Origin of the sequence: Brevibacillus laterosporus, assembly GCF_030489605.1 — a bacterium.
In the GTDB taxonomy this organism is placed as follows: Bacteria; Bacillota; Bacilli; order Brevibacillales; family Brevibacillaceae; genus Brevibacillus_B; species Brevibacillus_B laterosporus_E.
Genome location: NZ_JAUKFY010000017.1, coordinates 1 through 22,334, shown reverse-complemented (window position 1 = coordinate 22,334; position 22,334 = coordinate 1). Strand labels below are relative to the sequence as shown.

Annotated in this window: 22 protein-coding genes; 5 read left to right on the top strand and 17 right to left on the bottom strand. The window is 42.1% G+C overall.

Features of this window, described 5'->3' with window-relative positions; translation table 11 throughout:
* Window positions 1-19: 19 nt before the first annotated feature.
* A complete protein-coding gene (locus QZ995_RS16850; RefSeq protein WP_301809037.1) occupies window positions 20-1,249 on the bottom strand; it encodes a D-alanyl-D-alanine carboxypeptidase family protein in 1,230 nt (409 codons plus the stop codon).
* 184 nt (window positions 1,250-1,433) lie between these two features.
* Here QZ995_RS16850 and QZ995_RS16845 point away from each other — a divergent pair, with 184 nt between their 5' ends.
* Window positions 1,434-2,813, top strand: a complete 1,380-nt coding sequence (locus QZ995_RS16845) for a class II fumarate hydratase (protein ID WP_301809035.1) — start codon at window positions 1,434-1,436, stop codon at window positions 2,811-2,813.
* A gap of 108 nt (window positions 2,814-2,921) precedes the next feature.
* Here the strand turns inward: QZ995_RS16845 and QZ995_RS16840 are convergent, their stop codons facing one another.
* The 9 genes from QZ995_RS16840 to QZ995_RS16800 all read right to left on the bottom strand — a co-directional run bounded on the left by QZ995_RS16840 (window position 2,922) and on the right by QZ995_RS16800 (window position 10,221).
* Complete coding sequence (locus tag QZ995_RS16840; RefSeq protein ID WP_031414840.1) at window positions 2,922-3,755, bottom strand: GTP pyrophosphokinase; 834 nt, start codon at window positions 3,753-3,755, stop codon at window positions 2,922-2,924.
* 141 nt (window positions 3,756-3,896) lie between these two features.
* Window positions 3,897-4,883 carry an adenosylcobinamide-phosphate synthase CbiB gene (gene cbiB / locus QZ995_RS16835; protein ID WP_301809032.1) on the bottom strand — a complete coding sequence of 329 codons (987 nt, stop codon included), beginning with the start codon at window positions 4,881-4,883 and terminating at the stop codon, window positions 3,897-3,899.
* Window positions 4,874-5,581, bottom strand: a complete 708-nt coding sequence (locus tag QZ995_RS16830; protein ID WP_301809031.1) for an adenosylcobinamide amidohydrolase — start codon at window positions 5,579-5,581, stop codon at window positions 4,874-4,876. Before QZ995_RS16830 ends, cbiB begins: the two co-directional genes overlap by 10 nt.
* Entirely contained in the window at window positions 5,569-6,207 is a 639-nt protein-coding gene (locus tag QZ995_RS16825; protein ID WP_301809030.1) for a histidine phosphatase family protein, read from the bottom strand. Before QZ995_RS16825 ends, QZ995_RS16830 begins: the two co-directional genes overlap by 13 nt.
* Window positions 6,201-6,971, bottom strand: a complete 771-nt coding sequence (cobS, locus tag QZ995_RS16820) for an adenosylcobinamide-GDP ribazoletransferase (RefSeq protein WP_301809028.1) — start codon at window positions 6,969-6,971, stop codon at window positions 6,201-6,203. Before cobS ends, QZ995_RS16825 begins: the two co-directional genes overlap by 7 nt.
* Window positions 6,968-7,564, bottom strand: a complete 597-nt coding sequence (gene cobU / locus QZ995_RS16815; RefSeq protein ID WP_301809026.1) for a bifunctional adenosylcobinamide kinase/adenosylcobinamide-phosphate guanylyltransferase — start codon at window positions 7,562-7,564, stop codon at window positions 6,968-6,970. Before cobU ends, cobS begins: the two co-directional genes overlap by 4 nt.
* 16 nt (window positions 7,565-7,580) lie before the next feature.
* Window positions 7,581-8,684, bottom strand: coding sequence for a threonine-phosphate decarboxylase CobD (gene cobD / locus QZ995_RS16810; RefSeq protein ID WP_301809024.1), 1,104 nt, complete (start codon window positions 8,682-8,684; stop codon window positions 7,581-7,583).
* A 60-nt stretch (window positions 8,685-8,744) separates the two neighbouring features.
* Window positions 8,745-9,809, bottom strand: a complete 1,065-nt coding sequence (gene cobT, locus QZ995_RS16805; RefSeq protein WP_301809021.1) for a nicotinate-nucleotide--dimethylbenzimidazole phosphoribosyltransferase — start codon at window positions 9,807-9,809, stop codon at window positions 8,745-8,747.
* Window positions 9,810-9,942: 133 nt separating this feature from the next.
* On the bottom strand, window positions 9,943-10,221 hold the full coding sequence (locus QZ995_RS16800) for a hypothetical protein (protein WP_031414830.1): 279 nt from the start codon (window positions 10,219-10,221) through the stop codon (window positions 9,943-9,945).
* Between the two features lie 237 nt (window positions 10,222-10,458).
* On the opposite strand from QZ995_RS16800, the gene QZ995_RS16795 reads away from it, so the two are divergent.
* Window positions 10,459-11,400: a hypothetical protein gene (locus QZ995_RS16795; RefSeq protein WP_301809019.1), complete on the top strand. Its 942-nt coding sequence runs from the start codon at window positions 10,459-10,461 to the stop codon at window positions 11,398-11,400.
* 41 nt (window positions 11,401-11,441) lie between these two features.
* Window positions 11,442-12,113, top strand: coding sequence for a DUF2642 domain-containing protein (locus tag QZ995_RS16790; protein ID WP_301809017.1), 672 nt, complete (start codon window positions 11,442-11,444; stop codon window positions 12,111-12,113).
* A 101-nt stretch (window positions 12,114-12,214) separates the two neighbouring features.
* Here the strand turns inward: QZ995_RS16790 and QZ995_RS16785 are convergent, their stop codons facing one another.
* The gene (locus QZ995_RS16785; RefSeq protein WP_003337354.1) at window positions 12,215-12,412 is read right to left on the bottom strand and encodes an alpha/beta-type small acid-soluble spore protein; all 198 of its coding nucleotides are present in this window, start codon (window positions 12,410-12,412) and stop codon (window positions 12,215-12,217) included.
* Window positions 12,413-12,678: 266 nt separating this feature from the next.
* On the opposite strand from QZ995_RS16785, the gene QZ995_RS16780 reads away from it, so the two are divergent.
* Window positions 12,679-13,551 carry a 5'-3' exonuclease gene (locus QZ995_RS16780; RefSeq protein WP_301809012.1) on the top strand — a complete coding sequence of 291 codons (873 nt, stop codon included), beginning with the start codon at window positions 12,679-12,681 and terminating at the stop codon, window positions 13,549-13,551.
* A 99-nt stretch (window positions 13,552-13,650) separates the two neighbouring features.
* Here QZ995_RS16780 and QZ995_RS16775 read toward each other — a convergent pair whose 3' ends face one another.
* Window positions 13,651-15,378: a VWA domain-containing protein gene (locus QZ995_RS16775; protein WP_301809010.1), complete on the bottom strand. Its 1,728-nt coding sequence runs from the start codon at window positions 15,376-15,378 to the stop codon at window positions 13,651-13,653.
* Between the two features lie 15 nt (window positions 15,379-15,393).
* Complete coding sequence (locus tag QZ995_RS16770) at window positions 15,394-16,698, bottom strand: AAA family ATPase (protein WP_301809009.1); 1,305 nt, start codon at window positions 16,696-16,698, stop codon at window positions 15,394-15,396.
* 141 nt (window positions 16,699-16,839) lie between these two features.
* On the opposite strand from QZ995_RS16770, the gene QZ995_RS16765 reads away from it, so the two are divergent.
* Window positions 16,840-17,043: a hypothetical protein gene (locus QZ995_RS16765; RefSeq protein WP_301809007.1), complete on the top strand. Its 204-nt coding sequence runs from the start codon at window positions 16,840-16,842 to the stop codon at window positions 17,041-17,043.
* A gap of 181 nt (window positions 17,044-17,224) precedes the next feature.
* Here the strand turns inward: QZ995_RS16765 and QZ995_RS16760 are convergent, their stop codons facing one another.
* The 4 genes from QZ995_RS16760 to QZ995_RS16745 form a co-directional block, all read right to left on the bottom strand.
* Entirely contained in the window at window positions 17,225-18,700 is a 1,476-nt protein-coding gene (locus QZ995_RS16760) for a protein adenylyltransferase SelO (protein ID WP_301809006.1), read from the bottom strand.
* A gap of 345 nt (window positions 18,701-19,045) precedes the next feature.
* Complete coding sequence (scfB, locus tag QZ995_RS16755) at window positions 19,046-20,452, bottom strand: thioether cross-link-forming SCIFF peptide maturase (protein ID WP_301809004.1); 1,407 nt, start codon at window positions 20,450-20,452, stop codon at window positions 19,046-19,048.
* 78 nt (window positions 20,453-20,530) lie between these two features.
* Entirely contained in the window at window positions 20,531-20,680 is a 150-nt protein-coding gene (gene scfA / locus QZ995_RS16750) for a six-cysteine ranthipeptide SCIFF (protein ID WP_003346275.1), read from the bottom strand.
* A 219-nt stretch (window positions 20,681-20,899) separates the two neighbouring features.
* Entirely contained in the window at window positions 20,900-21,514 is a 615-nt protein-coding gene (locus QZ995_RS16745; protein WP_301808999.1) for a hypothetical protein, read from the bottom strand.
* Window positions 21,515-22,334 lie beyond the last annotated feature (820 nt).

Below are 22,334 nucleotides of genomic sequence, written 5' to 3'. Positions count from 1 at the left end.
TCAAAGTGCTTACTTATTTTTAGTTCGCTCGTTTTCTCAGCACCACATTATTCGCACGCCTCGTACGCCGTTTCGCGCGTAATAAACGAATGAAGAAAAGGATGAAAAACAGGTTAAGGAACGCCCAGAATACGACAACACCATAAAGAGCAATTGGATTATGAACAGGAGCTTGTACGCCCTCCTCTGAAGTAGACACGGCCGTCGGGAGTACTTCAGGTTGCAGATGTAGCCTTCTCTCTTCTCCGTTGGATAAAGTCAATACAAGGTCCCCGTTGCTAAGTAGCTTTTGTTCGTATGTAGTCTGTTTGGGAACCGTGACGAATAAATCCTTATCCGTATAAAAGTTTGCTGCTTTCTCTGTCTCATTCTGGGGTTGGTACACCAGATACTGTCCTGCTTTTACGATCTTTTTCGATTCATAATGCGCAAAGCCAAAATCAAGCATTTTGTGGACATCCTGATAGCTAACCACATTAGACGGTGCCTTCATGGTAACGGCGATCAATTCTGTATCACCGCGTTTAGCTGTAACCACCAAAGTATTTCGTGCTTGATCCGTGAAGCCATTTTTTAAACCTGTCGTTCCCTCATAAGTAGTTAGCATTTTATTATGATTGACCAACACGGTATCCCACTCTTTTTGGTGCCATTCGTAACGTTTGGTACCGGCAATTTCACGTAAGAGGGGATTTTTCATAGCATACTGCGCAATCTTAGCCATGTCAGCAGCTGTTGTGTAGTGATTCTCATCATGCAACCCATGTGGATTTGTAAAATGAGTATTTTTCACTCCCACTTTTTCTTTTAAATATGCATTCACTTTTTCAGCAAAAGCTTCTGTGGAACCAGCCATATGCTCGGCAATCACAATGGCAGCATCATTACCTGAATTTAAAATCAACCCAAAGAGTAGATTCCGCATGGATACTTGTTCACCCTCTGCTAGATAGACACGAGAACCTTCTACCGTTCTCGCCTTATTCGAAACGGTGGCTATATCATTAAGATTTCCGTTCTCAATAGCATAAATAGCAGTGGCGATTTTGGTAATACTAGCAGGAAATAAATACTGCTGGGGATTTTTCTCAAATAGCACGGTTCCTGACGAGCCATCCATGAGAATGGCACCCTCCCCTTTTATTTCTTCAAGCGGCAGGGCTGGTGGCTGCGCAGCGTAACTTGGCTGAATTCCAAACGTAATCAGAGAAATACCGATTGCCAAGAACGTTTTCATCCATTTTTTCATGCTTGTAAAATCCTTTCTACGAACAAGTTACCTCACCACTCTATCAAATGGAAAAGGCATTGAACAAGTGCAATTTTGGACATTTTATCGATAACATGCTGGGGAAAATGGGTAAAAATGTTGTATTAACGGCATTTCTGGCTTGTCATTATTAACATATTTTTTTATGGAAAGGGTGTTACAAATGGACGAACGCATCAGCAAAGACACATTAGGTGAGGTATATATCCCACGATCTGTATACTACGATGCGCAAACCACACGCGCTATCCATAACTTCCCCATTAGCGGGCTTCGTTTGCCACGAGCTTTTATTAAAGCACAAGGAATCATCAAGGCCTCTGCAGCTGTTGCAAATTCAGAGGTGGGGAATTTACCCGAACGTATTTCTCGCGCTATTGTAACAGCCGCAGAAGAAGTGATTGATGGCAAATGGGACGATCAATTTGTAGTAGATGTCTATCAAGCTGGCGCGGGAACCTCTCAAAATATGAATGCAAATGAGGTTATCGCAAACCGCGCGATTGAAATATTAGGCGGTCAAAAAGGAGACTTCACACTTGTCCATCCTAACGATCATGTGAATATGGCACAATCAACGAATGACACGATACATGTCGCCATCAATATTAGTGCCGTCGAGATGATAAAAAAAGAATTGCTTCCATCTCTTCAGCGGCTTCATTACGCTCTAAAACAGAAGGCCAGTCAATTCGATCCCATAATCAAATCAGGCCGAACCCATTTACAGGATGCTGTTCCAATTCGACTCGGGCAGGAATTTGGTGGCTATGCAGCAGCACTCGTATCGGCTGAAAAAAGTATTCGACATGCTCTGTTGGAGCTATACGTGATTGGCATCGGGGGGAATGCGGTAGGTACCGGGATTAACGCTCATCCTGAGTACGCTGATCGAACATTACGCGAGATTGTGCTTCGAACAGACCTACCGTTTAAAAAGCCGCGTGATCGGTTCGCTTTTATGCAAAATACCTTAGGAGCAATTCAAGCAAGCCATGCTGTTAAGGAGCTCGCTATTCATCTATTAAAAATCTCAAGCGACCTACGCCTACTTGGTTCAGGGCCACGCACCGGACTTGGCGAGTTGATCCTGCCTGCTGTTCAGCCTGGATCATCTATTATGCCCGGCAAAGTCAATCCTGTGATGGCTGAGATGATGTATATGGTTTGTGCCCAAGTAATTGGCAACGATGCCACAATCACAGCGGCTACGATGGGTGCTCAATTGGAGATTAATGTTATGATGCCAGTTATTGCATATAACCTGTTACATTCCATCCAAATTTTGACGAACGCAATGGAAGTTTTCCGCGCAAAATGTATAGAAGGACTACAAGCTAATGCAGAGCGTTGTGAGTATTATGTTGAGCAGAGTACGGCGCTTGCAACATCTCTTAATCCTGTAATGGGCTATGAGAAAGCCGCCAAAATTGCCAAGACTGCTTATCAAGAGAACAAAACGGTCAGAGAAATTGTTGCGAGAGACACCGAACTGACAACAACCGAAATCAATGAGTTATTAAACCCTGAACGGCTCGTCTAAACCGAACCTAACCGGTAGTGTATCGACAAACATTTAATCTAAGTAATATTGATAGTAAAATAGCCTCGTCACGTAGACTGAGGCTATTTTTTGTTATACCTGCATCTGTTATTTTCCAAACCGTTTACTTAACAGTTCATTGATCATACGGAATTTTGGATTATCCAGAAAAGCTTCTTCATACCCAATAAAGTGCTCCTTGTATAACGCTTCAGCTGATTCAAAATCTTGTTTGACATACAGTGAAAAGATTTCTTCCAATCTTTCCTCCATATCGGTGTCAAGCTCTGGTGGGGTCATAATTTCCTGACGTAAACTGTTCATCAGCTCATCTAACTGGTTCGTGACAGTTGAAGCAATATGGAGTTGCTCTAATACGTCGGAAGGAATATTTCCGTCATATTTATAGCGTAATTCATGCTCATTTGTTGCCCAAAAGTTCATACCCAACGTCCGGATTTGTACCTCACAAGGCAAAATTTTCTTTTCACTGCCATGGTACACCGTATAATCACCAATCATATGAATACTACGATAACCTGATTCTTTCGGATTGGTAATGTAATCTTTAACGTCATGTACCACAAAATCTTCCCGTTCCATCAACAGATTCTGCACTTCCCGCACATCATCAATATAGCGACAAACGACACGGATACCAGCGATGTCGGTAATTTCCTCACACAATCTTTTTTCCCAATCATCTTGGGCAAAATCAATGCCTCTAAGAAGGGCTTTTCGTAATAGACTATCTGTTTTCTTGACTCGCCCTACTACAAATTCAATTGGAGAGTAGCGTCCGCCTTTTAGAAAACCATATTTTATTCCTTTTACCTTTAGCTTTAATTCGTCAACAACCTGCTCATACGGATTTAAAATTGTGACGAGTCGGTTTAATACTTTTTTGGGTATGCGAGCTTTTATGTTTTTAATTTCGCTCATAGGTTAAGAACCCCCATCAATCTCGGATGACACGATAGTCTAGCATATCTTTATAGAGTATTTCGACGTAGCAGCAAGAAATCCTGCCGTTTTCGTGTCGAAATCATCCAAACTCCTACCTTATTCGGACCGATCCTTCTTTTAGTATAAGAGCAACCCTCTTAAAATGAAAGCGCATAAGGCATAGCAAAAAGTGGTTGCATACAGAATCTGAATGGTTTGTTTAATATGTTCAGCATGAAGCTCCACCTTTGGTATCCCCATGAGTGCACGGTGAGAAACAAGCCCCTGATAGGTATTGGTTCCGCCTAATTGAATGTGTAGGGCACCAGCAACTGCCGCTTCACTCCAGCCACTATTTGGACTTGGATGCTTTCTTGCATCACGGATTCCTGCTTTCCAGGCATCTTTCCAATCTTTTCCCAGTAAGAACGCTGCTAGGATTAAAAAGAAAAAGGTGATCCGAGCCGGAATATAGTTACAGATATCATCCAGCCGCGCGGAAGCCCAGCCAAGGTGTAAGTACTTCTCATTTTTATAGCCTACCATCGAATCTAGCGTATTCACCGCCCTATATGCCATAGCGAGCGGGGCTCCGCCTAGCATAGCAAAAAACAAGGGGGAGGTTACTGCATCCACAATGTTTTCCGCTACTGTTTCCACAGTGCCACGGGAGATTTCCTTCTCATCCAACTGCTCTGTATCACGCCCAACTACCATGGACAATTGAAATCGAGCTTCTCCTAGATCGTCTTTCTGTAAAGCAGCATATATCTTTTGCCCAGCCTGAGCCAGTCCTTTAGTAGCAATTGTGGTAGCAATCAACACAACCTCGGCGATAAAAGACAGCCATGGATGAATGCTAGCGAGTCCCTTCAGCAAATAATAGGGAACTAAAAAAGCCAAGCCAACAACTACCACTGGAAACACAAGACCTAGCAATCGCCCTGAGAGAACGGCCGAACGCCCGCGGTTAACAAGGGACTGATATACCGGTCGAATACGACGATCCAACCAGCTAATCACTTTTCCCATGCCAATCACAGGGTGTGGAATCCAACGTGGATCACCAATAATGAGATCTAATAGATAGGCACATAACAAGCTAATTCCTAGCATTATTTCCATAATTTTTTTGCACTCCTACGCTCTTTTCGATTTTGCTCATGAGTAAGCGCCATTCGAGTTGCATCCCGTACTGCACAAGCGATTGCATGGCCCAAGTTCGTAGCAGTTCCAGCATAGGGATGGACGGACTGATAACGTGATTGGTCACATGTAGCCGCTACTACAATAGCATCAGTGGTGGTTCCTGTCGCACCCCTGCCCTCTCCATCGCTAATTTTCATTTCTGCCAATGCAATCGTTTTAGCTTCTGTTGCTGTAATAACAGCATTTACAAGAGCCCCGTCAGTCAAATTCCCATCAATAAATACGACAGTATTAATCGTACCTGCTGCATAGGCATTATAGCGTTGCTCTACGGTACCTGCTCTAGCTGCATTACCAACACCCGTGGTCACAATTGCACATAGCTCAAATTCGTCTCCCTTTAATGCAGAGACCCCTAAATCCTCCACACAAGCTGCTGTCAACAATCCAATTGTTTGTTCAGGCATGGCTTGATTTTTCAAAACAAACCTTCTGATATCCTCCTTGGGATTATCTGATAAGTAGCTCTTTCCCACATACTGGTTTAAGATCCACTTCGCCTCGCTAATCCCACCACCAAACACCGCACTAGAGCAGGCCCGAAAGCCTTTCGGATAATGAATAAGCACCCGTTCCTTGTTTACATCCAAATACCAATCTTTTATAAATTGCATGTTTCCCACTCTCCGTCTTCCCGACAACACGTAACCAGAAATTGTCCATGTCCAATGGACGAATCAAAATAACGACCTGGATCATTTTCTAATAAAAGAGCAGAAACCAAGCGCAGCATTCCACCATGAGTAACCACCAGTAAAATGGGTTCTTTCTGAAGGCTCTCCTCAGTACCACTCGAGTAACATTTTGTCTTGGTACAGTAAGGGCTGATTTCTCTATTTACAAATTGCTCTAGCCGCTTTTGTAATTCGAGTAATTTCTCCCCGCCAGGAGGGGCAACATTCCACGGATTATCATAAAATTGATAAATTCTCTCACGGTCAAATCGTTCGATTTCCTGATACGTCAAACCTTCCCACTCACCGAAAAACACCTCTCGTAAGTCACTACTGGTTTGGACCAGAAGCTTTGGATGAAATTCTGCCACGATAGCTGCTGTTTCCTTTGCTCTCATTAAATCACTTGAAAAAATAGCTGTGAGAGGTTGATTCGCGAAGAATTTTGCAACCTGCTGCGCCTGTGCGACTCCTTTGTTCGATAAAGGTGCATCAAAATGTCCAATATATTGTTTTGCCAGATTTTCAGCCGTTACAGCATGACGTAACCAAATAACTTTTACCATCCGACAAAACCTCCGTGATACAGGTAGCTGACCGCCCCAAGAAGCAATACCATTTCAATACATTCAATTTGTGCCCCATAGGTATCGCCCGTTAAGCCGCCCAGCTGTTTGACAATCATTCGGTTAAACAGATAGTGCGTGACCACCGTGAGTACGAAAAAAATGATCGCTAATCGGTATCCAACTAAAACGATAGCGGCAAGACTTGAAATAACTATTGAAATGATAATGTGCTTCATGCATACATGCTCTCTGAATCCAGAAGCCAATCCCTTTCCCTTATGCAAATAAGGCCAAAAATAAACGCATCCAAGCAAGGAAACACGAGCTGCAAATGGAATGATAATTAATAAGTAGCTAAGTGACAGCAAAGGTACGCTAGTCGTGATCCAATATAGCGACACCACCTTTACCGCTAATAAAAGAACACAAGCAAGGACTCCCATTGCTCCCACTCGGCTGTCTTTCATGATTTCTAGCATCCGTTCTCGTGAACGGGCAGAACCGAGTCCATCAGCGGTATCCATCCAACCATCTAAATGAAGACCACCAGTAATATAGACCCAAGATGCTATCACTACAAGTGAAAGGAGCATATCAGGAAAAAGCCACTGAGCAATTCCTGCGATTCCCGCTAAAAAAATTCCTATTACCATTCCCACATAAGGATAATACTTTACGCTTTGATACCAATCCTGCTCTGTTGCTTGAAAGTGTACCGGAATGCGCGTAAGAAAGGTTAAGGCGCTCCAAAACGCATTCATTTGTCACTCGCCTCGCTCCCTTTAATCTTCATCGGGATACCAGCCACTACCAGATATACTTCATCAGCATATTGTGCTACAATCTGATTCGCAAAGCCAGTAATATCCTGAAATGCCCTGCCTAATTTAGATAACGCTACCCCACCTAATCCCACTTCGTCACTTACCACTATCCATGTCCGATCTAAGGAGCGCATAGCAGATACACAAGAGACAACTTGTTGTTGACAAGCTTGCCGGATGGCGGACTTGCTTAGTTGATCTTCAGGCATCTGCATTAATACGTTCGCAATCCAGCCTGAGAATGTGTCCAATAAAACGATTGACGACTCTGAAGCTGCTTCATTCTTACCGGCTTCAGCCATGGTCTGGATTGCCGCCTGTAATTCATAAGGCTCTTCCACCGTCTCCCAATTATCTTCTCTTCGTTCTCTGTGCAAATGAATCCGATTCTGCATCTCTTCATCCCAAGCTTGCCCTGTTGCAAGATACACGAGGGTTCCTCCATGCTCCTGCTTCTGTTGCTCCGCCAGCCTTTCAGCAAAAGCACTTTTTCCCGATCGAACGCCACCTGTAATAAGAATGATCTTCATGATACCTTCGCTCCTTTTATCTCCTCGTTGACAGGATTTGCAGGGATTCACGGAACACGCTTACCATTCGTTCATTCTCTTCCTGTGTTTTTATCGCAAGTCGTATATATCCTTCACCTAAACCTGGATACATACTACAATTTCGAATTAAAATGCCTCTTTTCGCCATCTCTTCTTGAAGGAGACAAGATGAAACAGAGTCTATATGAACTAATAAGTAATTGGTTTCGCTCCTAAAAGTTGTAACCCCCGGCAGTGCTTCAAGAGACTTTAGCAAGCTCTCTCTTTGCGCAGCAACATATTCTTGCGTTCGCAGTACGTAATCATGCTGCTGAAGTAAGAATTCACCTGCCACTTGGGCTAAATGGTTCACACTCCACGAGATTTGTTTAGCTTTTAGACGTTCAATCACTTGCACTTGCCCAATGACGTAACCAAGTCGCAGCCCTGCAATCGCGTACATTTTAGTCATAGAGCGAAATAAAAGCACATGGGGAAGCTTGTGCAAGTCAGTTACTAAAGAATGCTCCTCAGTTTGATTTACAAAATCCAGAAATGCTTCGTCTACACAAAGATAGGTATTGTGTTGTTCACAAGCAACAGCCACCTTTTGTAATTCGTTACGTGGTAAAAAATTCCCCGTTGGATTGTTAGGATGTCCAATAAACAGCATATCCACCTGTTGCACAAAGTCACATAGCTCTTCGACATCAGGTAAAAACTGCTGTTCTTTCGTTGTAAATAACATGCGAATCTCACAGTCAGCTTGCTTGGCAATCGCTTCATATTCCGAAAAAGAGGGACAAATAATCCCTACAATCCGCGGCTTGAGAGCAGAAACCGCCAAGTGCAAGCACTCAGCAGCTCCATTCCCTACCAAAATATTTTCCGGTTGCATATGAGATCCAAGCGAATTTGCTAACGCTTTGCGAAGATTACGGCATGCAGGATCAGGATATCTAAGGATCTGTGGTAGCGCTTGCTTCAATATTGAAAAAAGCTGCTCAGGAGGTCCAAATGGATTAATATTTGAACTATAATCAAGAATACGATCCTCCTCTAGCCCAAAGGACTCTGCAGCAGTCCATATATCGCCACCATGTCCAAAACGCTCTATCATAATAATGCCCCTCTTCTTTGTTGCTTCGCCTAATCTTGAGTTGAACAATCTTTGAATCAATTACTCTGGATCCGGTAGACCTAAATCAGAGTAGGTAGCCATTTCTTGCAGTACACGACAAGCAGAATCCATCATTGGCATAAATAATGTAGCTCCAGTTCCTTCCCCTAAACGCATATTTAAGTGAAGAGATGGATGAATTCCTAAGTCTTCCAAAATATATTGATGGGCAGGTTCCACCGATAAATGAGTGGCCATAAGATAAGGAATAATCGCTGGTTGAAGACGTGCAGCTACCATTGCCGCCGCAGAAGCAATCACCCCATCTAAAAGTACAGGGATGCGAGAAAGAGCAGCCCCAAGCGCTACCCCAGCCATTCCGGCAATCTCTAAGCCACCTACCTTAGCAAGTACATCCAACGCATCGTCTGCCTTAGGCCTATTTACCTCAATACCGCGTTTAATTGCTTCGCGTTTGATTAAAAGAGATTTGTCATTTATGCCGGAACCTCGTCCCACCAAACCTTCTTCCAGCGGACGGCCTAACAATACACTGGTAATCGCCGCACTAGGCGTTGTATTTCCGATTCCCATCTCACCAAGAGCAATGACATTACTGCCTTTTTTCGCCAGCTCCTGCGCTGTTTCTATCCCCACCAAGATGGCTTGTGCAGCTTCTTCTCTGCTCATTGCGGGGCCTTTAGCAAAGTTGTTTGTTCCTGCTTTCACTTTCCTATTTATTACATTCTCAGGTACTTCCATTGCTTTAGAGCCAATGTCAACTACTGTCACTTCCGCACCCACTTGTCTAGCTAACACGTTTACTGCTGCTCCAGCATTGATGAAGTTAACCATCATGAGTTGAGTTACTTCCGAAGGGAATGCGCTTACACCCTCGTCCACAATACCATGATCGCCACACATGACCACGACATCCTTGCGCTCGATACGCGGTTTAGCTTGTCCTGTAATACCTGCTAACTGAACAACTATATCCTCTAAAACACCTAGACTTCCAACAGGTTTAGTCAAACGTTTTAGTTCTTTTTTTGCTTGCTCGGCTGCTACCAGATCTATTGCTGGTATCGTATGTATTACATCAGATAATTTATCGCTAAAGCTCATGTCAAATTCCTCCTCAGATGTCTAGGTCCATTGCCCGTTTAGTATAAATATCTTACTTTTCTAGTATAGCAGAATAAAAGAAAAAAGGGTTGGCTTCCTCACCACCACCCCACAAAATCCACAAATTATACACTTATATTTTTTTGTTATCTGAAATAACGTCCAAAATACTTTGCAAACTGGTCAGCTTTTCATTTACTTTACGTGTCTTTTCAGAAATACTCTGTAAATTGACAAGGGATGCAAGAGAGGTCCGCTGTTGTCTCTTTTTTTCCTTTTCCCATTGCTCTAAATATTTATCCATCGTCGCAGGATTGCTTAACACTCTGGCAACACGTGTTGGCTTTTGCTTTAGCCACGCTTCGAATTCAGGATAATCGCGCAAAATTCGTTTTGCGGTACTTTTTTTCACTGACTATTTCCCCTCTCCTGTGCGTTATTGATAAGCACATGATTTCCCTACTACCATATGACTAGTCCGCTCATGCCGTTTGTGTGAATGACCAGTGCAACAAGAAAGGGCTAGAATCTAGGGCAAATGTGGAATTATTCAAGAAAAGGGCTCCTGTTTACAGCAAGAATGTCAGGGGATACATATACATGCATTGTAAATATCTTGATTGGTCAAATGAAAGGGGCTATGTATAACATGTTCGATATCACCACTTTACAGTCTCTGGTCGGCAAGACTGTGCGCCTCTATAGAGGTGAAGCTGAATCAATACGTGGAATCCTACTGGCTGCCAAATCAAACTACATCGTTCAATTAACAGAAGATAGCCAAGTCTTGTATTATTATTTGCCGCCACTAACTAGTATTGAAGAGGATTTTCGGAACCCGCCATTCGAAATTAAAAAAGGTATCCCTCAGGAAGTTATCGAAGCTGAATCATACGAACAGCTATTAAAATCGCTAGTGAATAAAAGAGTACGAATTGATCGAATTGGTAAAGATTCTTACACAGGATTACTTCGTTTCGCTGGCACAGACTATGTAGTCCTGCAAACCAAAAAAGAGACATTTGTCTATTATCAGCTAAGTGAAATCAAATGCATAGGTATTCCAGAAAACTTACATGAGCATTCCCAAAAGGATGGAAACCATTCCAAAATTGGAACTACTAGCCCTTTAGATCAATTTCATGATGCACCCAATTTCTCCGCTTTATTAGCCAAATTACGAAATACATTTGTTCATGTTCATTTCACATGTTATGAACCCATCTCAGGAATTTTGACAGAAGCGGATCAAAATCAAATCGCTTTAGTCCATAATAAAGAACTCGTCTGGATATCGAAAGCAACTATTGCTAGTGTAACAACAACAGCTGACACTGTCTTCCCTGTAGCTAATCAGAATGCTAGACATGTAGGAAATCGAGAAGTTTTCTGTCTGCGAGTTCAAAAACGCGATAAACATAAACGGAAACGCTTCTCCGCACCGCCTGCAGTAAGAATTCATCCAAAAAAGAAGTCCTCAAAGCATCAAATCACGTTAAAAACTCAATACCCTTTCAAGCAAAAAGGAAATTCCACCCAAGCAGTTACGATAAAATTGCCAGGCGTGTCCTATCCAAGATGGAAAAGATAGATGTTACTTTCCCGTTCGCCTAGGAAAGGAGGAAGCTCCTATTGGAACCCATCTCTCCTTTTTTAAATCAGTTTGTTGAAGTACTATTACCTGAGAATAATAACTTAGTAGGCAAGGTGATGGATCAGGGGATTGATATCCTCGTTTTATATGATGGTACGCGTTACATCTATGTACCTTGGATACATGTGAAATCAATCAAGCAGATAAGCTCTGATTCGACTAATACATTTGAGCTGCAAGAAAGTCCAGTCCTATTAAACAAAGAAGGTCTTTCTTATCGGAATATTCTGAACAATTCAAGAGGCATGTTTATAGAAATGAATGTAACAGGTTCACACTCTTTGCACGGATATGTAACAACTATACTAAACAATTATCTTGTATTCTATTCTCCGGTCTTTAAGACTATGTTTGTTTCCCTCCATCATTTAAAATGGCTGATCCCCTATAGCCGAAGCTTTACCCCCTTTTCTCTTAGCAGTCATCATCTACAGATTAAACCATCTCAAATTCCGCTTTCTCGTTCTTTTGAAGAACAGATGAAACGGCTGGAAGGAGAACTTATTATACTCGATACAGGTGATGATCCTCACAAGATTGGAATAGTTAGCCGTCTAGAAAACAATCTGTTAGAGCTTGTCAATATAACAGGTGATCGAACCAATTGGAATGTACAGCATATTAAAACGATTCATCTTCCTTCCCAATAGCTCTGCAAAAAGTAAAGGAGGATCGGTGCATAGGCAACCGACCCTCCTTCTCGTTATGAGGTTTTTTCAGTCCCTCATCATCCACGTATGCTGTTGTTTAATTAGCGAGCTAATTGTTGCTCAGCGAAAGAAACAAGGCGCTTCGTGATTTCTCCACCAACAGATCCGTTTTGGCGAGAAGTAGTGTCTGGTCCCAATTGTACGCCGAATTCAGTAGCGATTTCGTATTTCAATTGGTCAAGAGCTTGGTTAGCTTGAGGAACTAAAAGGTTGTTGCTAGAATTGTTGTTAGCTGCCATAACCTTTCATCTCCATTCTGTTTGGATTTTTGCTGAGGCTATTGTGGCCTTCAGCATTCAACCGACCCACTGTGGATAGGCTCAATGCTGACGGCTACGGTATTTCTTTGTTGTTTTTGGAGGTGTATCTATATGATGTATCATTTCATTTTTTTCATTCCTGCTTTTTTTTACTATTTTCTAGAAATCAGCCAAGCCCCTCCTTTCATGCTATAATAGCGGAACAGAGATAGTTTGGCGTTTTATTATGGGAGGAGTTATTTGCTTTGAAGAATAAAATTTTACTTTTGGATGGCATGAGCTTTCTGTTCCGTGCATTTTATGCCTCCTCATGGACAGGCAGTATTCGTCAAACTAAAAGCGGCTTGTACACGAATGCTGTCTATGGTTTTACCAAAATGATGCTTGATTATGCAGACCTCATTCAACCAACTCATTTAATCGTTGCTTGGGATGTTGCGTCACGCGAATCCTTATTGCGCAGTCAATGGTACGATGGTTATAAATCGAATCGAGTCGAACCACCTGCTGAGTTAATTCCTCAGTTCTCGCTGGTGAAGGAAGTTACCCAAGCTTTTTCTGTACCTAATGTAGGCTTGTCTGGTTATGAAGGGGACGATATCTTAGGCACATTATCAAAACGATTTGCTGAAGAAGGTCACGACGTAATCATATGCTCCGGTGACTATGACAACCTGCAGCTTGTTTGTGATCGGGTACATGTTAAAATTTTAAAAAATGGCGGGAAACATGAGCATTATTGTCCGCAGTCTTTACTCGAACAAAAAGGTATTACTCCTGCTCAGGTTATTGATGTAAAAGCCCTGCAGGGAGACGCCTCTGATTGTATCCCTGGTTGTCCTGGGATTGGGGAAAAAACAGCAGTGAAATTAATAACAGAGCATGGTTCTCTAGATAATCTGTATGTGAATTTAGACACGCTAACACCTAAAATGCGGGCCAAATTGGCAGAGAATAAAGAACAGGTATATCTGAGTCAAAAATTAGCAACCATTTTATCTGATGCGCCTGTTGAGTTGATGTTAGAAGAAGCAAGCTGGGAATATGATCCTGTATTGGTTTTAGAAAAAATGAATGAATTAGAATTTAGTAAAACGATGCTTGCACGGATTGGATAAGAAGAAGAGCAAACCAAAAAGAGCTGTGGTACCTAATTGGTCTACAGCTCTTTTCGATATCATTTATCATATTGGGCATACTAGGTAAACAGTACTCTGCTACGGAGCAAACACATCAAGGAATAGTCCGCTGTTCTGTGAGTCATTAGCTTCCCATGAAGTAGCAAAGCGTACCTGATGGGAGATGCCAATCAGGTCATGGCTCTGAACAAGATGTTGTCGTGCTGTTCCCATAATTAATGAATGTAACTTAACCTGCTTATCCACAGCTACCTGGACCAATAATTGACGCACCGGCGGAGATATTTCTCCAATACCATCAGTAATCATAACAAAATCAGCAGCTCCGAACTTGGGGTTCTCATGCAATATCTGTATGCCCCGCTTTATTGGTTCATCGAAATTAGTGCCTCCGCCAAAAGCCTGCTGAGCTAGCTGATAAAACCCCATCCAATCCGGCTTTTTATAATACAGGGGTCGTTCAATAACCTCGCCCTTTGCACCAAATAGCATTAGCATAAAATCACGTTTTTCCAATAAAGAGATAGCTGCAAAGGTCATAACAAAAATTTGGGCTAACCGAAGCTTTGCACCACGCATAGAATGAGAACTGTCCAACATGCAAATTACAGGCCCGCTAGGAGGCTCATCACGCCATCCTATCGTGTCGTATGTTAGTAATTTTTGTTCCAATGCCTTAACCATAAAATAGGTTTCTAAATCAGGATCAGCAAGTAACATCGCTTCACTTGCCAACAAATGAGACAAATCTCCGCTTTGCCTTAAATCATCATATTCTTCCGGCATACGTCGTTCTTTACGCTTTTTTTTACGCATAGAAAATTCGTGAACATTACGTCCCACTTCCTGCAAAAAGTGCAGTAGGTCTGGGTGCTTGGAAAGCTGCTCCACCCATTTTAAATACTTTTCATATGTTTCCCTTCTTAGTTTCCCAAGATCACTTCCCCACCGTCGATTCGAGAAGCGTTGACTCGCCTCTACTAAGGCAAACAAGTATGAGGTATCCTGCTCTTCTGTCTGTAATGACTTCTTTAAAGATTGCTGTAACCAGTCACCCAATTCCTGTTCTAGGTGTTGTATTGCCGACTTTTCTTGCTTTATGAGACGCTCTGCCTGCTTTTGTCTCTGCATCAATTCTGCTTCCAGCTTTTTCACCTTCTGTAACAGCTTGGGACGCTTTATATAATTCGTTTTCATCTCATCTTGCAACTCTATGATCCGACTGCGCATTAACCGTACCTCTTCTTCTGCCAGCGGACGAGCAGATTGAGATTCTTCCTTATCCTCTACCATTTGCTTACCCTGCTGCAAGGTGTAGCCTACCAACCGTAATTGCTCCTGCTGTTTTTGAGTCAAGCGTTCTAGCAGCTGATCCGTTTGCTCAGGATCGCTCGATTGCAGATCGGCATTTTGTCCTTGCTCTGATTGTTCTGAAACACCTAGTATCTTGTCCATTTTTTTACGCCGCTGCACCTCTTCCTCAAAGCTAGAGACTAGCCACATAAGTGCCTTACTCGCCGTTTTAAAGGAGGCGCTCTCGCTAGCTATGGTTCTTGGATGGATACTTTGGTAAAAATGCTGACGCAACAAAGAACGAATCATCCAACGATGAAATGGAACAGCATCACTAGCTTCATTTACCTCTGGCTGCTTCAAATAAAAAGCTAAGAAAAAATCAAACAACAGTGCCTCACTAAACCATGGCGATTTACGCTTCGTTTCCTCAACCCATTCTTTAGCAATACGAGAAGAACGAAAATAAGCATCAAACACATAGCGATCTACACGCTGGTGTCGTACAAACATATCCCGTCACCACCACTACAAGGTATAGTCGTACTCGACTCCGGGAAGCTCTCGGTCAAACAGCGTACGATACAAGCCCTGTAGGATTTGCAATTGTCGTTCCCCCTCCAGACGCAGGTGCGCGAACTTCACCGTATAAGACTCCACATGTAATAGCATGAAATTTTTCTCCAAAAGATAACCAGGCAAGTCTGCCTCCTGCTTAAGCCAGTCCGTCAGCTTTTGTTGCAGATGACGTCCTGTTTCTTCCAGTTCTATTCGGCACTGCTCCAGCATTCTTTTTGCTTGCTCTGAAGCTTCCTTGGTCATTTTGGAGCCAATTTCCTTTTTAAATTGGAATGCATGAAGCTCTTCCTCTTTTTCCATCCATTTGCTTGAAACCTGTTCGTAATAACGCAAGGGAAGCTCCTTCTCTAGCTCTGCCTTCAAGGATTCCATAAATCTCTCTTGATAAAGTTCAGTCAGTGCTGGTAAATCCTCGGGCACGTCCCAAAGCATATGCGGAGTAAACACCGTATCCCAAAGAGAAACCACATCCCGTCCATTCAATACAGCGGAGGTTTGCCATACTAGCGCAATTTTACGCAAACGACGATCAGATATAACGAACTCTTTATCTTCCATCTGCTGCTTTAATCTGTATAAGAAGTAAACAAGTGATTCCGGTATATGCACCTTAGAGGCCGCTTCTTGTACATCTTTTACTTCGTACATGTTAAATAAGGCAGGAAGAGGTTCAAAATCAAGCTGAAACATCTTCTCGTAACTGGACGCAAGCTTCAAATAGCCAACCTCATATCGAATAAGAAATCGGTCATATAACGCCGCTAATTGTTCCTGATCGTCAGGTAGCTCGTTAGAGGCCGCCATCACAAACAATAATGGCACTTCCTCCTTCTCTAGACCATTAAAGAAGACGCGTTCATTTAAAATAGACAGCAAGGCGTTTAAGATAGCGCTGTTTGCCTTAAAAATTTCATCCAAAAATGCAATTTGCGCTGTAGGTAAGTATCCTTTTGTTTTGCGCACATATTGATCCTGCTTCAATTGCTGTAAGGAGATGGGGCCGAATAATTCATCAGGTGTGCTAAAGCGTGTTAATAAATATTCAAACCAATGATTGGTACCAAATAATTGTGAGAAAGCACGAGCTAGCTGTGATTTTGCAGTTCCTGGCGGGCCTACTAACAGAGCATTCTCACCGCTCATGACCGCTAAAAACAACAAACGAATCAATTCCTCCCGCTCTAAAAAACGCCCTTCCAATTGTTTAATAGCGCTTTGTATACCACGTTGCATCGTTTTCGTATTTAGCTTCATACATCTGCTGCTCCTCTCTGAAACAAATCTGCTTCCATGATGACATATGGAAGAAAAAAAAGAAAGTTGAGCACTGATTAAAACCGCTGGTATAAAGGTGACAATAAGGATACAACCCATAAATTGGAAGGTGAATGCAACATGCCTCACGTGCATTTAAGCGAAGAAGAATATCAGGTCATGATGGATCGAATTTACAAAATTATATCCCGTACGGAAGAAATCGATCACGTGACCCATCATCTTATCTTTGAAGTATGGAGAATTCTCCATTTCGGAAAAGTGGACAGTCGCTCTCCCGTGCAAGCATTGCCAAAAACTGAGTCTAAAAGAAATTCGTATTAACACAAAAAAGCTCGTTACTCCAAAAGGAAGCACGAGCTTTTTTCATGAAATTGATTCACTGATCCTGTCTACCTGATTACTTACTACGGCAAAGCTTTAATATAAAAAACAAGGTGCTTGACAAGCCAAGATTGTACAAACAATGGATAAAGTGATCTTATCCTCAACCTGCTCTATATAATTAGGTACCGCAATAGGTTCGGTAAGGAATAGCTGACTGCGGAGGGATTGTACAGTATTCTGTCTGTTCGACAGAATGAGCGTAAGGATTTGAAAGAGCAACGAGAAGACGCTCCATCACAGTGTAATCTCCTTGTTGCACTGCGCTTTCTAAAGCTTCTTCTACCCGATGATTCCGCGGAATTAGAGCAGGATTGCTGTTTTGCATCAACTGATACGAGGTTGATTTCGATTCCTGCTGCCTGCTTAGGCGAGTCTGCCATCTCTCATGCCACTGGGTAAACTCTGAAGTCCCAGACAGAACATTATCCTCCAGCCTACCAAAGGTTAATGCAAGGAAGGTATTGGTATAATCGGCACGATATTTCTGCATCATGGTGAGCAGATCTTCAAAAAGAGATTCATCCTGTTTCTCTTCATTACTGATTCCTAGCTTTGCTCTCATTCCCGCAAGCCACTTACTGCGATATAACTCAATAAAATCTGAAATCGCATCCTGGGCTAGCTTGACCGCCTGCTCATGATTTTCATGGAGCAGAGGCAATAGTGTTTCAGCGAATCGCGCGAGATTCCATGCAGCAATATGCGGCTGATTGCCATAGGCATAACGCCCTTGAATGTCTATGGAACTAAAAACTGTTGCCGGATCATAGGCATCCATGAAAGCGCAAGGACCATAATCAATGGTTTCTCCACTAATGGCCATGTTGTCGGTATTCATCACCCCGTGAATAAAGCCTACTAGTTGCCACTTAGCAATCAGTGAGGCCTGACGCTTGATTACTTCCTTAAGTAATGAAAGATAGGGATTCTCACCAGCTTCAGCTTCTGGAAAATGTCTTTGCAATGTATAATCCGCCAGGACCCGGAGTTCATCAATCGTACCCCATTTTAAAACGTATTGAAAGGTGCCGACACGAATATGACTGTCAGCCACTCGCGTTAGAATTGCACCTGGCAGGTCAGCTTCACGAATGACTGTCTCACCGGTTGTCACCACCGCTAGACTGCGGGTAGTAGGAATACCAAGTGCATGCATTGCTTCGCTGATGATATATTCACGCAGCATCGGCCCAAGTGCCGCCCGTCCATCCCCCCGACGAGAGTATGGTGTTTTTCCTGAACCCTTTAGTTGTATATCAAAGCGTTTACCTAGAGGAGTGATCTGCTCTCCAAGCAACAGAGCCCGTCCATCTCCTAATTTCGTAAAGTGCCCGAATTGATGCCCCGCATAAGCTTGAGCGATAGGAAAAGCACCTTCGGGAATCCGATTGCCACCAAACACTTCAACTCCATCTTCTCTTTGAAGTGCCTCCACGTTTAACCCAAGTGCTTCTGCCAACCGTTTATTGAGGATAATCAGCTTGGGAGAGCGTACAGGGTTTAAGTTGATACTTGAAAAAAATGATTCTGGCAAACGCGCATAACTGTTGTCAAAGTTCCATCCAGCTTCTTTCATTGCTTTTCCCTGCGTCATCGTATCTCCATTTCCCCTTTTCAGATTTATGTTTTTTGTATCCTTAATTTTCCTTCATACAATAACCATTGATATTTTATGTACTTTTGGTAACTCTATTTCTATTCCAGCACTAGCCAATCCCTTTTAGTGTCTACTTTTGCCAATTTATTATACCCTTTCCACATTTATATGGCACTCTTCTTCATCGCAAAAGGCAAATTCCCCAAATTTCCCGGTATTACTTTATATTTTGTTTAGTTACCACCTCAATCATTGTGTATATAAAAAAGAGTTCCATATTACTGAAGGAACTCTTCTCTGCTGAACACCTGAACTGGTTATTTATTTTAAAAACATTACACATTAGTGAGTTAAGCCCGTGCCTTGCTCTTCCATAGCGCTGATCGTTTCAGCCACCTTAACCATCATGGAGCACTCAATTCTCTTCCGGAAGATATCACAACTGAAGTCGTAGGTTCCATTGAGGGAGCCCGTCGCATGAAGCGCATTAGCTGGACAACCACCACTGCAGTACAGTTTTGCCCAGCAGTCCTGACATTTTGGCTTCGAATAGCAGTTGCTTTCTTTAAACTTGTATTGCAACTCTGGTTTGGTAATTCCATCCCAAATGTTCCCGATACAATAATTCTCATCCCCTACAAACTGGTGGCAAGGGAAAAGATCACCCCATGGAGTGACAGCAAGATATTCGGTTCCTGAACCACAGCCTGCAATTCTTTTTTGAATGCAAGGGCCTTCTGAGAGGTCAAGCATATAATGGTAGAAGGTAAAACCATTGCCCTTTTCCTTACGTCGGAGCATTTCCTTGGCGAGAATTTCATACTGGTTATAAATTTCTGGGAGATCTTTCTCGGTTAGAGCATAGGGCTCGCTTGGATCACAGATAACAGGCTCCATCGAGAGTTTGTCAAATCCAAGGTCTGCAATATGAAAAATATCATTAGTAAAATCGAGATTGTTGCGGGTGTAGGTTCCACGTACATAATATTCTTTGTCTCCACGCTTCTTGACAAAATCCTGGAACTTCTGAACAATAAAATCGTAGCTACCCTCTCCAGTGACTGTTTTGCGAAGTCGATCATGAACCTCTTTCCTGCCATCAAGGCTTAATACAACATTATACATTTCTTGATTTAAGAAATCGGTAATCTCATCGTTAAGTAACATACCATTCGTAGTAAAGGTGAACCGAAAAGTTTTTTTGTACTCTTTTTCTTTACTTCTTGCATAAGCGACAATCTGCTTGACAACCTTCCAAGCCATAAGCGGTTCTCCGCCGAAGAAATCGATATCGAGATTTCGGTGGTGACCCGAGTTTTCCAATAGGTAATCGATAGCTCTTTGCCCAACCTCATAGCTCATGATTGCTCTTTCTCCGTGGTATTTCCCCTGACTAGCAAAGCAGTATTCACATGACAGATTACAGGTATGTGCAACATTGAAGCATAGAGCCTTTACATAGGTCTGACGATTTCTCAGGTCAATAGAGATATCCTTAAATTCATCTGCAGTAAAGAGTTGCCCGTCTTTTTTTAGCTCCGCGATAGCTGCTATGGTTTCACGGATGTCCAGCTCGGAAATATCACGATCATGTGCATACTTTTCCAGCATCATTGCCACAATTTTTTCTGTAGAAATATTTTCGTAAAATGCGATGATTTCATAAGCGAGGTCATCAACAACATGCACCGATCCACTGTAGGTGTCGAGCACAATGTTGTATCCGTTTAGTTTATATTGGTGAATCATACTTGATAATCAAGCTCCTTTTGTCCATAAAAATTGCCGCCCATCCGCAAAGCAGTTGGGCGGTACGTTTCCGGTAACCTATCTGTTCAATTTGTTTTCACATTGCTGATTGGCAATTCCACAGGATGTTTTGCAAGCTGACTGACAGGATGTCTGACATGCGCCACATCCACCAAACTTTGCGGTATCCTGCAATTTTCGCGTGCTCAATGTTACGATTCTTTTCATGATGTACAACCCCTTTTAGCTATTCTGCAGAAATGAGAATCAATATCGTGAATTTTTTCACATTATTACCTAGATAATTTTAACAACGCCTCAGGCTGACGTCAATTATAGCTAATGACTTATCTGTGAAACTTCACTTGATTTATTTATGGAAATTGCTTCAACTATCATAAAAGTCTGTGAATTTTAACAACTGGGGGAGTTACCCCCCGCTGCGTTCTACTTCAATACATCTACTACAAATTTTGACCAGCTTTCTAATCTTTCATATACATCAGGCTGTAACAACTCCTCGATGGTTGTCCAATTGCCTTCCAACTGATCAATTTCTCTTACACTCACAGTCGCATCTTGGTCTAAATCAAGTGTTACAAGTAGTCCAATATGTACCTTACCCACTTCTTCTAAGTCATCATTGATAAAACCAATCGTGTTAAACTCTCGTTCTGTTGCTTGAATATCCAGCTCTTCCTCTAGCTCTCTAAGTAAATTAATCTCTAATACTTCCTCGAAGCTGCTGGTATTTTCGTCATTCATATGACCTCCTGTACCTAATGACAGCTTGTCATGCAGACGTGTTTCTCCCCCGCCTGATAGACGTTTGTACATGAACAGCTCATTTCCTTTGCGAATCACTACATATGGAATTGGTTGCTTAAAACTGGGATCTTCCTCAGCATCTCCGCGTCTCATCACAGAATAATGAGTTGAAATATTACTCATTAGCCTCGTGATTCTGTCAGGTTCCTTTTCAATTCCTTGGAAAGCTAACCGCTCATTATCAAATAGTTCCGTTCGTTTTACCACTAAAATTTGTTCATCCATTTTATCCATTGTTAAAGCTCCCTTACGTAATATCATTTTTCCTCATCACAAATCGGGTTATACCCTCGCCTTACCATGCCCATTTCCTATCATTGAGAAGAAGTATTAGAGACTGCTCTTGTTTTAATCCATTTGGACATCGAGATTATTGCATACTCTTCACAATAAGGATCAGATGCTAGATTCATCCATGTTTTTCTAGCGTTATTCATAATAAATGACTTCGTATTATGGGTAAGCCAAATTTGCTCATGGAAGTCTTTAGTATACAGTAAATTTGCTAACAGATGTTTGTTTGGCGAATCGCAGGAAAATTCCTTCAATTCTCTATTGTAATCTACAGCTGCATTATTCTAAAAGAAATTATGGTCTAGTTCCTGCTTCTGACTTTTTTGCTTTTTTTCTATACGTAATCTAATAAATGATTACTCTTCTGAATTTAATAATGGGGAAGCAGAAAACAAATTAGATCGCTTAAGTAGATTGGTAGAACATTCCGTTTCTGAGTTAGATGAACTTACAGCTTTTACGCCAAATGTTGTTGAATCTATGACCTAATTTATTCAACTAAAAAATGACAGAAATGTGATTTTTCCTTTACGAGTATTACGGGATGTAAGCTGAATAATGCGCCCATATTATTATTTTACCTGATCCTTTAGAGAAGAGCTCAGCCTGTCACAAACTCTCCTTAGTCAGTAGCATAAGAAGAGTTTGTCCACAGTCTGGAAGAACATTTTAAATGTTCTTTCAGCGTGTAGACAAAATACCGAAAGGTATAGAGGTCTGCACGCTTTTTTGTTGAATGTATGAATATAGTGGAAAGGAA